This window comes from Rossellomorea sp. ABR4_004 (assembly GCF_056159585.1).
This window is the reverse complement of the sequence record NZ_JBSWVM010000003.1, coordinates 128,032-141,687: the sequence shown is the minus strand read 5'-3', so window position 1 is coordinate 141,687 and position 13,656 is coordinate 128,032. Positions and strand designations below refer to the sequence as shown.

The following is a 13,656-nucleotide window of genomic DNA, read 5'->3' as shown; positions in this document are numbered from 1 at the left end:
TGATAAACATTTATAAACGTCCTGGAGACCCTCTCCAGGGCGTTTATAGTATGAGAGTTTACTATCGATGCGTTTTATCACCTATAGAAATGGGTACATTCACTTCTAAGAAGAAGGGAGGAAAACAGCATATAATAATGAATAATCATAAAAGAATTGGATATACTAGCAAGATGTGATTTAACAACATCTATCATTATGGTACGATAATATGTAACGAATCATTTACATAGAAAGCAGTGAACGTATGACAAGTTTTGAAAAAGAGAGAGTGATCGTTCTTATTGGTCCGACTGCTGTAGGTAAAACCAATACAAGTATAGAACTTGCCAAGAGGTATAATGGCGAAATCATAAGCGGTGATTCCATGCAGATTTATAAAAAAATGGATATCGGTACCGCGAAAATCACACCTGAGGAAATGGAAGGTGTCCCACATCATCTCCTTGATATTAGAGATCCCTGGGAATCCTTTTCTGTAGCAGACTTTCAGCAGCTTGTCCGAAAGAAAATTTCAGAGATTCATTCACGTGGAAAAGTCCCTCTTATAGTAGGGGGGACAGGGCTATATATTCAGTCGGTATTATACGATTATCAATTCACTGAAACTCCAGGTGATGAACACTATCGTGAGGAATTAGAAGCAAACCTTGAGAAAAATGGTTCCGAGTGGCTTCATGATCGTTTAGTATCTGTCGATCCCGTTTCAGCTGGGAATATACACCGGAATAATACCCGACGAGTCATTCGTGCATTGGAGATCTATCATTGTACCGGCAAGAGAATGTCTGAGTATCAAGAAGAGCAATCACAGGATCTGCAGTACGAAGTGGCTTTAATTGGGTTAACCATGGATCGGGAAAAACTTTATGAAAGAATAAATCTTCGTGTTGATCTGATGATGCAACAAGGTTTATTAGAAGAAGTAAACGAGTTATACGATGAAGGAATAAGAAATGTTCAGTCTGTTCAAGCCATTGGGTACAAAGAGCTTTACGATTATTTTGATGGTACTGTCAGCTTGGAAAGGGCAATAGAAAGCCTAAAGCAAAATTCAAGAAGGTATGCAAAGCGCCAACTTACATGGTTCAGAAATAAAATGGATGTTGCCTGGTTCGATATGACAAATGAGAGTCAGCACACCAAAATTTTTGAGGATATTTCAGAATTTATTGCAGGAAAGCTACAGTTAAAGTCGAATAAGTAATGTAGAGATAGAAGAGGAGGACTAACCATGAAACAATCCATTAATATCCAAGATCAATTCCTAAATCAATTAAGAAAAGAGAGTTCACTATGTACGGTATTTTTATTGAATGGATTCCAAATCCGTGGACAAGTGAAAGGTTTTGATAACTTCACAGTGCTGTTTGAGTGCGAAGGAAAACAGCAGCTTGTATATAAGCATGCCATTTCAACATTCGCTCCACAGCGTAATGTCCAAATAAATTTTGAAGAACAAAGCAATTAATATTAAAAGACTGCGAAAGCTGCCTCAATGGGCAGCTTTTTTTGTAGTCATAATCAGTATGATTTATCATACAGGTCATGAATCTGATTCATGATTGCAAGAATTAATTAATGAAACGAAAAGTAACTGAATAGGATGATAAGAGAGGCTTTTTTTATGTCCCTCACTTTTAATGTTCTAAATTGATTTTCAATAGTTATGAATATGATGAATCGTTATGAAAAATAAACGAAGCAAAACATTCCCTATTTCTTTTTATTTCTCGGGAAAGCGCAGAAATAGACAGAATTCTTCTGATTTGTCGAAAAAACCAGGTGAAATATAGGCGTTTGTCACCCTAATATCTTCAGGAGAGTATACTGTCTCAAGAATGGTGAGGTGAATCCATTGGATCAACCAATGAGAATGAAAAATAATGGTCAAATCAGCATTGTATTGAATTCTCAAAAACGGAGTTCAGTAAAAGATACGATAAGACATGATTCCGTTCCTCAGTCGCTCCCTCAAGAGCATATCGCACTAAAAGAAATAGAAGAAGAACTTGGATCACTTGTCGGAATGGAAGAAATGAAGAAAATGGTAAAAGAAATCTATGCTTGGATATATGTTAATAAGAAACGGGAAACAATGGGGTTGAAAGCAGGAAAACAAGCTCTTCATATGATGTTCAAAGGTAATCCTGGTACAGGAAAGACTACTGTCGCAAGGATTATTGGAAAACTGTTCTTGAAAATGAATGTACTTTCTAAAGGTCATTTAATTGAAGCAGAGAGAGCTGATCTGGTTGGGGAATATATTGGTCACACAGCTCAGAAAACAAGAGACCTTGTCAAAAAAGCCCTAGGGGGAATTTTGTTTATCGATGAAGCATATTCACTGGGCAGAGGAGGAGAGAAGGATTTCGGGAAAGAAGCCATCGATACACTTGTCAAACATATGGAGGATAAGCAGCATGAATTCATCTTGATCCTGGCAGGATACTCGAGGGAAATGGAACACTTTCTTACCTTGAATCCCGGTCTCCAATCAAGATTTCCTCTCGTCTTTCACTTTCCAGATTATTCAGTTGATCAGCTGATGGAAATCGGCAGAAGGATGTTAGATGAAAAGGAATATTTATTAAGCCATGATGCTGAAAGAAAGATCCGGGAACATCTTCACTCAGCCAAGAATACCTTATCTCCTATGGCATTTTCAAATGGCAGGTATGTACGGAATGTATTAGAGAAATCAATTCGTGCTCAGGCCATGCGGCTGCTAATGGAAAATTGCTATGATCGACATGATTTATTAACAATCCGCAGCAATGATTTGGTGTTTAACAAAGGGTCATCTGAATGATTATACTTAGTAAACATCTAGTAATATAAAAATCTATAAAAAAATGCATTCATAAGTGAATGCATTTTTTTACTATACATGTGCTCGTAAGCTCCTATTCGGTAACCTCCATTTATATAAATAAGATAGAACACGTAATGTTGTTGTGATCACGAATAAAGAGTAGAGTTCAAATGCTGAATGGACGATCCCGAGCCCGATAGCTGCTCCACACAGGACTGCCCAGACAGCATAAATTTCTGAACGAAGCACTAATGGTTTACGACCTGCAAGAAGATCACGAATGATCCCACCCCCGCTCCCTGTCAGGACAGCTGCTACAATAATAGCGCTTATTGGATGATTCATTTCAGAAGCATACAGTGCTCCTTGGATAGCAAAAGCTGAAAGACCTATGGCATCAAAGAAATTCCCCCATTTTCTCCAGTGTTTAAGGAGATTATTAGGGAAAAGAAAGACAGCTGTTATGGAAAGGAGGGCAATCTGAAACAACATGCCTTGCTCCCATAGAGCGGAAACAGGGACGCCAATCAGTAAATTCCGAATAGCCCCTCCACCGAACGCTGTGACAATTCCTAATATATAAACCCCGAGGATATCGTATTCCTCTTCCATGGCAATAATAGCTCCTGAAATAGCAAAAGCAATGGTACCTATAATGCTCAATACTTCCCACGTCATACACATTCCTCCTAACCCTATTACAATATGCTACATGCCAGTATGTAGAATGTGAGCGTTGTTTTGTTTATTCAAACATACTGATTTTAACACGTTTGCACTTAATTGCAACCATTTTTCATTCCTTTTTACATAGAGTTTACTAGGTGGATTTGGTATGATGAAAATAATAATGAAATGTAAAGAAAGAAGGATGTTTATTGAAGAATGAAGTAAAGGAAAAAGTCATTCTTGTTGGGTGTCAACTCGAGGAAGATGACTTGCGTTTTCAGTATAGTATAGACGAACTTGAAGAATTGACGGAAACGGCTCAAGGTCAAGTAATGGCTATACTAACTCAAAAACGGGATCGTGTTCATCCTGGTACATATATAGGAAAAGGTAAAGTGGAAGAGTTGGTCCTTTTAGAAGAGCAATTTGAACCGGAAATAATCATTTTTAATGATGAACTATCTCCGAGTCAAATTAGAAATTTATCAAAAGACTTAAATGCAAGGGTGATTGATCGGACTCAACTGATCCTGGATATTTTCGCTGGGCGCGCCCGTTCAAGAGAAGGGAAATTACAAGTAGAGCTTGCTCAACTTCAATACCTGCTTCCTCGATTAATCGGTCAAGGAGCTTCTCTCTCAAGGTTGGGAGGAGGAATTGGTACAAGAGGGCCGGGTGAAACAAAGCTCGAAAGTGACCGTCGTCATATTCATCGCAGAATTGATGATATTAAGAAACAACTACAAATCATTGTTGAACACAGAGAAAGGTATCGTGAAAGAAGAAAGCGTAACAAAGCCTTTCAAATTGCACTGGTAGGTTATACAAACGCTGGGAAATCGACTTTGTTTAATCGAATTTCATTAGCAGACTCTTATGAAGAGAATCAACTCTTCGCAACATTGGATCCGATGACCAGAAAAATGCCCTTGCCCAGTGGCTACTTGACATTACTTACGGATACAGTCGGATTTATCCAAGATCTGCCGACTACATTAGTAGCGGCTTTTCGCTCTACACTGGAAGAGGTGAGAGAGGCGGATCTTCTTCTCCATGTAGTGGATAGCTCAAATCCCGATTACAGTCAGCATGAAAAAACCGTTCAATCTATACTAGAAGACCTGGACATGTTTGGACTGCCTCAGTTAACGGTTTACAACAAGAAAGATGTGGTGCACAATGACTTTGTCCCAAGCAGCGAATGGGATCGTATCATGATCAGTGCATTAAACGAACACGATCGCGGGCAGCTTTTGTTAAAAATAGAAGAAATCGTAAAAAAACATATGACATCTTATCATGTATTCATTCCAGCGAGTGAAGGGAAAGTCCTTTCACAATTAAAGAATGAAACCATCTTAAAAAAGCTGGAATTTATAGAAGAAAGCCAGGTTTATGAATTGACGGGCTATCACCTGGAAGATCATCCAATCGCAGGCAGCATCAAGAAATTTCAAAGGTAGAAGGGAAACAAAACCTCATGTTTGAACAATTAGTGCACGGAAACACTCTAAAACCATTGGTAACAAAAGTTGAAGCAAGCATTAAAGATATACACAACTCAATTGAAGATCGGGCAGAAAATAACCAATTCAGTGTGCTTAGATCTTTTCAAAAGCACCGTGTAAGCGATTCTCACTTCATACCTTCAACTGGCTATGGGTATGACGATGCAGGAAGAGACACATTAGAAAGTATTTATGCCGATGTTTTCGGAGGAGAAGCAGGACTAGTGCGACCTCAGATTATATCAGGTACTCATGCAATCTCCATCGCCTTATTTGGTGTACTCAGACCTGGGGACGAATTAGTGTACATAACGGGAAAACCATATGATACGTTAGAAGAAATCGTTGGGATTCGCGGGGAAGGAACCGGGTCACTGAAAGACTTTCAAATTGGCTATCAAAGTGTAGATTTACTCCATTCTGGAAAGGTCGATTTTGAAAGGGTGGCAAAAACCATTTCTTCCAAAACAAAAATGGTGGGGATTCAGCGATCTAAAGGATATGCCAACCGACCTTCCTTTACGATAGAAGAAATCAAAGAAATGATTGATTTTGTTAAAGAGATCAACCCTGAAATAGTCGTCTTCGTAGACAACTGCTACGGAGAATTTGTAGAAGAGAGTGAGCCTTGTCACATAGGAGCAGACTTAATGGCAGGCTCCCTTATCAAAAATCCTGGTGGAGGCCTTGCTAAAACCGGAGGCTACATTGTAGGAAAGAAAGAATACGTTGACGCATGTTCATATCGAATGACCTCTCCTGGAATAGGGGCAGAGGCGGGGGCATCTCTTTATAGCTTGCAAGAAATGTATCAAGGCTTCTTTTTGGCACCACATGTGGTGGCACAATCATTAAAGGGCGCAGTCTTCACATCTGCGCTTTTAACGGAACTTGGCATGAATACAAATCCAAGTTCTCATGCTAAACGAACGGATTTAATTCAGTCTGTGCAGTTCGATGACAGAGATAAGATGGTGGCGTTTTGTCAGGCAATCCAGCTTGCATCACCTATTAATTCTCATTTTACTCCATATCCCAACTATATGCCGGGATATGAGGATGATGTCATTATGGCGGCAGGAACATTCATTCAAGGTTCCAGCATTGAATTATCTGCAGACGGTCCCATAAGACCACCTTATGTGGCATATGTTCAGGGGGGATTAACTTACGCCCATGTGAAAATTGCCGTCTGCTCGGCAGTAGATAATTTGATTGAAAAAGGTTTAATCACTGTGACAAAAGGATAATAAAATAGTAATTGGATAGTCTAAATCTGACTATCCTTTTCTTCTGAATTCATATGTAAGAAAATCTAACATTTGATTGACAGAACTCCTTACATTACATATAATAAGGTTAAGAAGGAAAACAAAAGGAGGAATCAGGATGAGCGGAAGTGAAATTCGTCGAACGATGGCATTATTCCCCATTAGTATTGTCATGCAGCTCACGGACCTAACAGCTCGTCAGATTCGATACTATGAAGAGCACCAATTGATCAGCCCTGCACGTACTGAGGGGAATCGCAGGCTCTTTTCCTTGAATGACATTGATAAGTTATTGGAAGTAAAGGATCTGTTAGATCAAGGGATCAACATGGCTGGGATTAAGAAGATATATGCGGTATCCAGTCATAATGAAAGTAAAGTAGTATCTGACGTAAGTAATGAAAAGGAAGAAAAAGCACGACAGGATCTATCCGATGACGAGCTGCGTAAATTACTTCGAAATGAATTGATGCATTCCGGTCGATTTACTAAAGCATCTTTGCGTCAAGGTGACATGTCTCGCTTTTTTCATTAAATAAAACCTTTAATAAACTTGAGGAGGAAACACGTAAATGGCAAAGTATACTCGAGAAGATGTTTTAAGATTAGCGAATGAAGAAGGTGTAAAGTTCATCCGACTGCAATTCACTGACATACTGGGGACGATTAAGAACGTAGAAATCCCTCTTAGTCAGCTTGAGAAGGCACTAGATAACAAGATGATGTTTGACGGATCTTCAATTGAAGGATTTGTTCGAATTGAAGAATCAGATATGTACCTATTCCCTGATTTAGACACTTGGTTAGTATTCCCATGGACAGCTGAAAAAGGAAAAGTAGCCAGACTGATCTGTGATATCTACAATCCAGATGGCACTCCATTCGAAGGAGATCCGCGTAACAATTTAAAACGCATCTTAAGTCAAATGGAAGAGCTAGGGTTTACTGACTTCAACCTTGGACCTGAGCCAGAATTCTTCCTCTTTAAATTAGACGTAAATGGTGAGCCGACATTAGAATTGAACGATAACGGTGGCTATTTCGATTTAGCTCCTACAGATTTAGGGGAGAACTGCCGTCGGGATATCGCATTAGAATTAGAAGAAATGGGCTTTGAAATCGAAGCATCTCACCACGAAGTTGCTCCTGGTCAACATGAGATCGACTTTAAATATGCAAGTGCATTAAGAGCATGTGATGATATCCAAACATTTAAACTAGTGGTTAAGACGATTGCTCGTAAGCATGGATTACACGCAACATTCATGCCTAAGCCTCTATTTGGTGTTAATGGGTCAGGTATGCACTGTAACATGTCCCTATTCAAAAATGGGGAAAACTCTTTTTTTGATGAAAAGGGAGATCTGCAATTAAGCGATACAGCTCGTCAATTCCTTGCAGGTATCATTAAACATGCTACTGACTTTACAGCGATCACGAACCCGACTGTAAACTCATATAAGCGTTTAGTACCTGGATATGAAGCACCTTGTTATGTTGCATGGTCTGCTCGTAACCGCAGCCCATTAATCCGCATCCCTGCTTCCCGTGGATTAAGCACGCGTGTTGAGGTCCGTAGTGTTGACCCGGCCGCAAACCCATACCTGGCGATGGCTGTATTACTGGCTGCTGGATTGGACGGAATCAAGAATAACCTTCCAGCTCCTAAGCCAATCGACCGCAACATTTATGTTATGGATAAAAAAGAGCGTGAAGAAGCGGGAATCGTAGATCTTCCAGCAACTTTACACGCTGCATTAGAAAATCTTAAAACAAATGAAGTAATCGTTAAATCCCTTGGAGAACACATCTTCGAACACTTCGTGGAAGCGAAAGAAATCGAATGGGATATGTTCCGTACACAAGTACACCCATGGGAGCGCGAGCAATACATTCAAATGTATTAATCCTTAATACGTGTATTTATTCAAATGGAGTGGGGGTAGCACAAATGCTGCCCCCACTTCTTTTTTTAGGCCATCAAAAATATAAGCCGCTATGTATACATAGCGGCTTATTACATATTAATGTACTTGACGATAAACTCCGACAACTTTTCCTAAAATAGATACATTTCGTAAAATAATCGGAGCCATGGTTGAATTCTCTGGTTGTAATCGAACATAATCCTTTTCTTTAAAGAAGCGTTTTACAGTCGCTTCATCTTCCTCGGTCATCGCTACGACGATATCCCCATTGTTCGCTGTTTGTTGCTGACGAACGATAACAAAATCCCCATCCAAGATTCCGGCCTCTATCATACTGTCACCCATGATTTCCAGCATGAAGACCTGTTCATCTGAAGGTGCCATACGCTCAGGCAGTGGAAAGAATTCCTCGACATTTTCAACAGCCGTGATGGGTTGACCCGCTGTAACCTTACCGATTAAAGGAACATTAACAACCCGCTGACGCGGTATCGTATCCTCTTCAAGATTTAAGATTTCGATGGCTCTTGGTTTAGTGGGATCTCTGCGAATAAGACCTTTACTCTCTAACCTGGCCAGATGTCCGTGTACGGTGGAACTAGAAGCAAGACCAACGGCTTCCCCGATTTCCCGTACGGAAGGTGGGTACCCTTTTTCTCTTACTGCAATTTTAATATATTCTAGTATGTCCTGCTGTCTTTTAGACAATTTTGTCATGTTCACGCACCTCTATTATAGATCTTATGTTCCCATTATAGCATGTCTTTCCAGCCGATACAAACATAAGTTCGAATTTCTGTTGACACCAAACGAATGTTCGTATTACAATGAATATAACAAAAAACAGAACAAACATTCGTATGGAGGTATTTTTTATGTTAACACACATTTGGAATCGTTTCTCTTACATTATTATATTATTTATTTTAGCTCTTTTATCTGCAGCCTATTTGCTAGTGGTCATGGCAAACCAGCCGTCATATCAAAGCATCACCGTTCAGGATGGAGACACACTTTGGACTATTGCCAAACAGTACAATGAAGAATATTCTATGACGGTGGAAGAATTTATCGCTTGGGTCGGAGAGGAAAATAATCTCACATCATTCTCAATCAAACCCGGTGAATCGCTTGTGTTACCTATAGAAAATCCAACATTATCCACCCATTCAAACTATGAATTGGTAATGAACGAAGAATAGAGGGATAGAAGATGAAGGCAGTAATTTACTGCAGAGTCAGTACAAAGAAAGACACACAGGAAACATCCTTGGAACGTCAAGAAGAGGAATTAGTGAAGTTAGCACAAGAACACCAATACGAAGTTGTTGCTATCATAAAAGATCAAGCAAGCGGTTTTGAGTTGGATCGCCCTGGTGTTCTTGAACTTCTTGATTTGATTAAAGAGGATTCGATTGAGGTTGTTCTCATACAGGACGAAACAAGAATTGGCAGAGGGAATGCCAAAATTGCTCTTATTCATTGTTTATTAAAAGAGGAAGTCAAGATTATCAGTCAAACACATAGTGGGGAGCTTCACTTATCTGAATCAGATTCTATGGTGATTAATATCGTAAGTATGGTTGAGGAGTATCAAAGGAAACTCCATAATTTAAAAATCAGACGAGGGATGAAAAGGGCAGTGGAAAATGGTTTTCAACCTCATAAAAATCTGAAAAACAAAGGGAATGCAGAAGGAAGAGAGCGGATTGAAGTACCCGTTGAGGAAATTGTTCGGTTAAGAAAGAACGAACTGACATTTGCTGAAATCGCAGCCACTTTAAGAGGGTTTGGGTATGATGTCTCCAAAGCTACCGTACATAGGCGTTTCAAAGAATATATGTCTTCATTGGAAAATGCGTAACTCTTGTTTTATCTCCTTTAATCTAGTAACATGACGATAGTATTAAGCTTTACTATTAGTTGTGTATTAGATTTTGCCTACTATGCAATAAAGGAGTTTTTATAGATGCTTTCAAAAACAAAAATGAATCGAATCAATGAACTTGCCAAGAAGTCCAAGAGTAGCGGACTAACCGAACAAGAAGCAAAAGAGCAGTCCAAGTTGAGAAAAGAATACCTGGAAACGTTTCGTCAATCGATGAAAGGGACCATTGAAAATACAAGAATATTTGATCCGGAAGGTAATGAAGTGACCCCTAAGAAGATTCAGGATATACAGACTAAGAAGAAAATGAACTAAATGATTGAACTGCCAGGTCCATTTTATATGGACCTGGCAGTTTTTTTCATCTTCATCCCTTATGAAATCATAAGGTTTTTTATTTTCAACGATCATAAAGTCATGTTATCATTCAAGATAGTTGTATAAACTAGCAAAGAAGATTAATATTAATAAGGTACATTAAAAGGAAGGATGTCTGACATATGTTTGATAACACAGATCAGTTAGCAATTAATACAATCCGTACATTATCTATCGATGCAATTGAAAAAGCAGGTTCTGGACACCCTGGAATGCCTATGGGAGCAGCTCCGATGGCGTATGCCCTATGGACAAGGTTCATGAATCATAATCCGAAAAATCCTGAGTGGTTTAACCGGGACCGCTTCGTTTTATCTGCTGGTCATGGATCCATGCTATTATATAGCCTGCTTCATTTATCAGGTTATGACGTTTCAATGGAAGACCTTAAGGAATTCCGTCAATGGGGAAGTAAAACACCGGGACATCCGGAATACAAACACACTCCAGGAGTAGAAGCCACGACTGGGCCACTTGGGCAAGGAATCGGTATGGCAGTCGGTATGGCACTAGCTGAAAGGCATTTAGCGACTACATACAATAAGAATCAATACGATATGGTAGATCATTTTACATATTCTATTTGTGGAGATGGAGACTTAATGGAGGGTGTGGCCTCTGAAGCAGCTTCATTGGCAGGTCACTTGAAATTAGGTCGTCTAGTAGTTCTTTATGATTCAAATGATATTTCACTTGATGGAGAGTTAGACAAATCTTTCTCTGAAAGTGTGAAAGGCCGATTTGAATCATATGGTTGGCAATATATTCGTGTTGAAGACGGAAATGACCTTGATGAAATTTCAAAAGCAATCGAAGAGGCTCAAGGTGATACATCCCGTCCAACTATGATCGAAGTTAAGACGGTCATCGGATACGGAGCTCCCAATAAATCAGGGAAATCTGCAGTTCACGGTGCTCCGCTTGGTGAAGACGAAATGAAGCTAACGAAAGAAGCTTATCAATGGACGTTTGAGCAGGATTTTCATGTACCTGATGAAGTTTACAGCAGATTCGAGGAAAAGATCCAACAAGCAGGTTCTGAAAAAGAAGAAGCTTGGGCTGACCTTTTCATAAAATATAAAGAAGAACATCCAGAGCTTGCAGTCCAATTAGAAGCAGCAATCAAAGGTGACCTTCCAGAAGGATGGGATCAAGATATCCCGGTATATGAAGAAGGAAAAGCACTGGCAAGCAGAGCTTCTTCCGGTGAAGTGTTGAATGCGATTGCAAAGAATCTTCCTTCGTTCATTGGTGGATCAGCTGATTTAGCAGGATCGAACAAGACGATGATTAAAGATGAAGCAGACTTTACACATGAATCGCCTGAAGGTCGTAATATCTGGTTCGGTGTTCGTGAGTTTGGTATGGGTGCAGCCATGAATGGTATGGCTCTTCACGGAGGTCTGCACGTATTCGGAGGAACATTCTTCGTATTCAGTGACTATTTAAGACCAGCTATCCGCTTAGCGGCACTAATGGGCTTACCTGTAACGTATGTATTCACGCACGATAGTATTGCTGTCGGAGAAGATGGACCTACACATGAGCCTGTAGAACAGCTTGCTTCACTACGTGCCATGCCTAACCTTTCTGTCATCCGCCCTGGTGACGGAAATGAAGTTGCTGCAGCCTGGAAATTATCATTAGAGTCTAAGGATCAGCCTACGATGTTAGTTCTATCTCGTCAGGATCTCCCAACTCTTAAAGGTACTGCAGATAAAGCGTATAACGGTGTAGACAAAGGCGCATATGTCGTATCTGCTTCTGGTAAGGAACAGCCTGATGCCTTACTGATTGCAACTGGTTCTGAAGTGCATTTAGCAGTAGACGCTCAAAATGCACTTGAAAAAGATGGAATCAGCGTATCTGTCATTAGTATGCCATCTTGGGATCGCTTCGAGAAACAATCAAAAGAATACAAAGAATCTATTCTGCCTAAGAGTGTGAAAAAACGTCTTGCTATCGAAATGGGATCTCCAATGGGTTGGGACCGCTATGTAGGAGACGAAGGCGATATTTTAGCTATTGATGGATATGGTGCATCTGCTCCTGGAGCAAAAGTCATGGAAGAGTACGGCTTTACAACAGACAATGTGGTTTCAAGAATCAAAGCATTGATACAGTAATGAATTAAAGACATGAAAGGTCGACTCCTTAATACTCTTTAAGGAGTCGACTTTTTTTAAGCTTATGTAAATGTCGTTAAAATAAGAATGTTTGAAAGAGAATGGGTGAATGATGAAAAGTCCCTGAATATTAAAACTTGGGACAATCACCGATATTTTTGAGTTTGCTTGCTCTTCGACAAAACTAGTGTAGATTTTCAACAATTTCCGACAATGACTCCTATCTAGTTGATTTATACTATATGAAAGAAAGGTAGGAGGGTGTAAAGGTGCGAAACTATCAAATCTATTGGATTGAGGAAATGTTTGTTCAGCACTATTATGGTCGGGAAAGAATATTCTATCAGCTGTTTTCCGAATGGGAAGCAAGTTCAGGGGATCTTCACGATATCATCTCGAAACAAGTAAATTACATTACCAGGCCCATTCCATACCTTCCTACACAAAGACTCCTGCAGCACGAGATCATAAAAATTGAAGGAGCGGCTTGGGTTGATTCAGTTGCAAAGATTGAAAGGGTCGATTCAGGTGCTACACTTGTTCTCAATGAGAAATGGATGACGCTGAATGCTTGGGGTCACGATGAATCTGAATATGTCTTCTTTGAAATTCTGCGCAGAAATATGGGTCAGCTGCTCGCAATTGATATCCAAAATGAACGTTTTGGGTGGTTAAAACCGATTAAACAAAGAAAATTTATATATTAATAAGAAATTATGACAGAAATATTGTATAATGTTTCATGGTTTAGTACACTTTTATAAGGACAACATGAAGGAGGAAGTAAGAGTATGTCAACGACTGGGTTACTTATTCTAGTTGGAGTTCTAGCATTACTTGCTGGAGTTGCACTAGGATTTTTCATTGCTCGTAAATATATGATGAGCTATCTTAAGAAAAATCCACCAATCAACGAGCAAATGTTACGCATGATGATGATGCAAATGGGTCAAAAGCCTTCCCAAAAGAAAATCAATCAAATGATGAATGCAATGAATAAGAACATGAAGTAATAGATAGAAGCACTCAGGTAATGAGTGCTTTTTCTATTTGCGACTATACTATTTATGATG

Annotated in this window: 15 protein-coding genes; 13 read left to right on the top strand and 2 right to left on the bottom strand. The window is 39.5% G+C overall.

Features of this window, described 5'->3' with window-relative positions; genetic code table 11:
* Nucleotides 1-247 precede the first annotated feature (247 nt).
* The 3 genes from miaA to spoVK all read left to right on the top strand — a co-directional run bounded on the left by miaA (nucleotide 248) and on the right by spoVK (nucleotide 2,812).
* Nucleotides 248-1,207 (top strand): tRNA (adenosine(37)-N6)-dimethylallyltransferase MiaA, encoded by a 960-nt coding sequence (miaA, locus tag ACXAF2_RS17785; protein WP_475140677.1) that lies wholly within the window; start codon nucleotides 248-250, stop codon nucleotides 1,205-1,207.
* A gap of 27 nt (nucleotides 1,208-1,234) precedes the next feature.
* Nucleotides 1,235-1,471: an RNA chaperone Hfq gene (hfq, locus tag ACXAF2_RS17780; protein ID WP_113968114.1), complete on the top strand. Its 237-nt coding sequence runs from the start codon at nucleotides 1,235-1,237 to the stop codon at nucleotides 1,469-1,471.
* Between the two features lie 387 nt (nucleotides 1,472-1,858).
* Entirely contained in the window at nucleotides 1,859-2,812 is a 954-nt protein-coding gene (spoVK, locus tag ACXAF2_RS17775; RefSeq protein ID WP_475140675.1) for a stage V sporulation protein K, read from the top strand.
* A 72-nt stretch (nucleotides 2,813-2,884) separates the two neighbouring features.
* Here spoVK and ACXAF2_RS17770 read toward each other — a convergent pair whose 3' ends face one another.
* On the bottom strand, nucleotides 2,885-3,493 hold the full coding sequence (locus ACXAF2_RS17770; protein WP_149155616.1) for a trimeric intracellular cation channel family protein: 609 nt from the start codon (nucleotides 3,491-3,493) through the stop codon (nucleotides 2,885-2,887).
* A gap of 200 nt (nucleotides 3,494-3,693) precedes the next feature.
* Here ACXAF2_RS17770 and hflX point away from each other — a divergent pair, with 200 nt between their 5' ends.
* From hflX to glnA, 4 genes are all read left to right on the top strand, one after another.
* Entirely contained in the window at nucleotides 3,694-4,947 is a 1,254-nt protein-coding gene (gene hflX / locus ACXAF2_RS17765; RefSeq protein WP_475140673.1) for a GTPase HflX, read from the top strand.
* Between the two features lie 17 nt (nucleotides 4,948-4,964).
* Nucleotides 4,965-6,242, top strand: a complete 1,278-nt coding sequence (locus ACXAF2_RS17760) for a methionine gamma-lyase family protein (RefSeq protein ID WP_475140672.1) — start codon at nucleotides 4,965-4,967, stop codon at nucleotides 6,240-6,242.
* Nucleotides 6,243-6,381: 139 nt separating this feature from the next.
* On the top strand, nucleotides 6,382-6,798 hold the full coding sequence (locus ACXAF2_RS17755) for a MerR family transcriptional regulator (protein WP_148969245.1): 417 nt from the start codon (nucleotides 6,382-6,384) through the stop codon (nucleotides 6,796-6,798).
* 37 nt (nucleotides 6,799-6,835) lie between these two features.
* Complete coding sequence (gene glnA, locus ACXAF2_RS17750) at nucleotides 6,836-8,170, top strand: type I glutamate--ammonia ligase (protein WP_148969244.1); 1,335 nt, start codon at nucleotides 6,836-6,838, stop codon at nucleotides 8,168-8,170.
* 117 nt (nucleotides 8,171-8,287) lie between these two features.
* On the opposite strand, the gene lexA is transcribed toward glnA, so the two are convergent.
* The gene (lexA, locus tag ACXAF2_RS17745) at nucleotides 8,288-8,908 is read right to left on the bottom strand and encodes a transcriptional repressor LexA (RefSeq protein ID WP_148969243.1); all 621 of its coding nucleotides are present in this window, start codon (nucleotides 8,906-8,908) and stop codon (nucleotides 8,288-8,290) included.
* Between the two features lie 158 nt (nucleotides 8,909-9,066).
* Here lexA and yneA point away from each other — a divergent pair, with 158 nt between their 5' ends.
* The 6 genes from yneA to ACXAF2_RS17715 all read left to right on the top strand — a co-directional run bounded on the left by yneA (nucleotide 9,067) and on the right by ACXAF2_RS17715 (nucleotide 13,596).
* A complete protein-coding gene (yneA, locus tag ACXAF2_RS17740) occupies nucleotides 9,067-9,393 on the top strand; it encodes a cell division suppressor protein YneA (protein ID WP_475140670.1) in 327 nt (108 codons plus the stop codon).
* An 11-nt stretch (nucleotides 9,394-9,404) separates the two neighbouring features.
* A complete protein-coding gene (locus tag ACXAF2_RS17735; RefSeq protein WP_475140669.1) occupies nucleotides 9,405-10,055 on the top strand; it encodes a YneB family resolvase-like protein in 651 nt (216 codons plus the stop codon).
* Nucleotides 10,056-10,160: 105 nt separating this feature from the next.
* Nucleotides 10,161-10,394, top strand: coding sequence for a DUF896 domain-containing protein (locus ACXAF2_RS17730; RefSeq protein ID WP_148969240.1), 234 nt, complete (start codon nucleotides 10,161-10,163; stop codon nucleotides 10,392-10,394).
* A gap of 185 nt (nucleotides 10,395-10,579) precedes the next feature.
* Nucleotides 10,580-12,583: a transketolase gene (gene tkt, locus ACXAF2_RS17725; RefSeq protein ID WP_475140667.1), complete on the top strand. Its 2,004-nt coding sequence runs from the start codon at nucleotides 10,580-10,582 to the stop codon at nucleotides 12,581-12,583.
* 269 nt (nucleotides 12,584-12,852) lie between these two features.
* Nucleotides 12,853-13,290, top strand: coding sequence for a sporulation inhibitor of replication protein SirA (gene sirA, locus ACXAF2_RS17720; protein WP_475140666.1), 438 nt, complete (start codon nucleotides 12,853-12,855; stop codon nucleotides 13,288-13,290).
* Nucleotides 13,291-13,374: 84 nt separating this feature from the next.
* Entirely contained in the window at nucleotides 13,375-13,596 is a 222-nt protein-coding gene (locus ACXAF2_RS17715) for a YneF family protein (protein ID WP_044337285.1), read from the top strand.
* The last annotated feature ends 60 nt before the right edge of the window (nucleotides 13,597-13,656 follow it).

Bases quoted from the DNA above. Each gene is read 5' to 3' on its own strand.
- miaA (WP_475140677.1), top strand. From the start codon at position 248: ATGACAAGTTTTGAAAAAGAGAGAGTGATCGTTCTTATTGGTCCGACT.
- hfq (WP_113968114.1), top strand. From the start codon at position 1,235: ATGAAACAATCCATTAATATCCAAGATCAATTCCTAAATCAATTAAGA.
- ACXAF2_RS17770 (WP_149155616.1), bottom strand. From the start codon at position 3,493: ATGACGTGGGAAGTATTGAGCATTATAGGTACCATTGCTTTTGCTATT.
- ACXAF2_RS17760 (WP_475140672.1), top strand. From the start codon at position 4,965: ATGTTTGAACAATTAGTGCACGGAAACACTCTAAAACCATTGGTAACA.
- ACXAF2_RS17755 (WP_148969245.1), top strand. From the start codon at position 6,382: ATGAGCGGAAGTGAAATTCGTCGAACGATGGCATTATTCCCCATTAGT.
- glnA (WP_148969244.1), top strand. From the start codon at position 6,836: ATGGCAAAGTATACTCGAGAAGATGTTTTAAGATTAGCGAATGAAGAA.
- lexA (WP_148969243.1), bottom strand. From the start codon at position 8,908: ATGACAAAATTGTCTAAAAGACAGCAGGACATACTAGAATATATTAAA.
- yneA (WP_475140670.1), top strand. From the start codon at position 9,067: ATGTTAACACACATTTGGAATCGTTTCTCTTACATTATTATATTATTT.
- ACXAF2_RS17735 (WP_475140669.1), top strand. From the start codon at position 9,405: ATGAAGGCAGTAATTTACTGCAGAGTCAGTACAAAGAAAGACACACAG.
- ACXAF2_RS17730 (WP_148969240.1), top strand. From the start codon at position 10,161: ATGCTTTCAAAAACAAAAATGAATCGAATCAATGAACTTGCCAAGAAG.
- tkt (WP_475140667.1), top strand. From the start codon at position 10,580: ATGTTTGATAACACAGATCAGTTAGCAATTAATACAATCCGTACATTA.
- ACXAF2_RS17715 (WP_044337285.1), top strand. From the start codon at position 13,375: ATGTCAACGACTGGGTTACTTATTCTAGTTGGAGTTCTAGCATTACTT.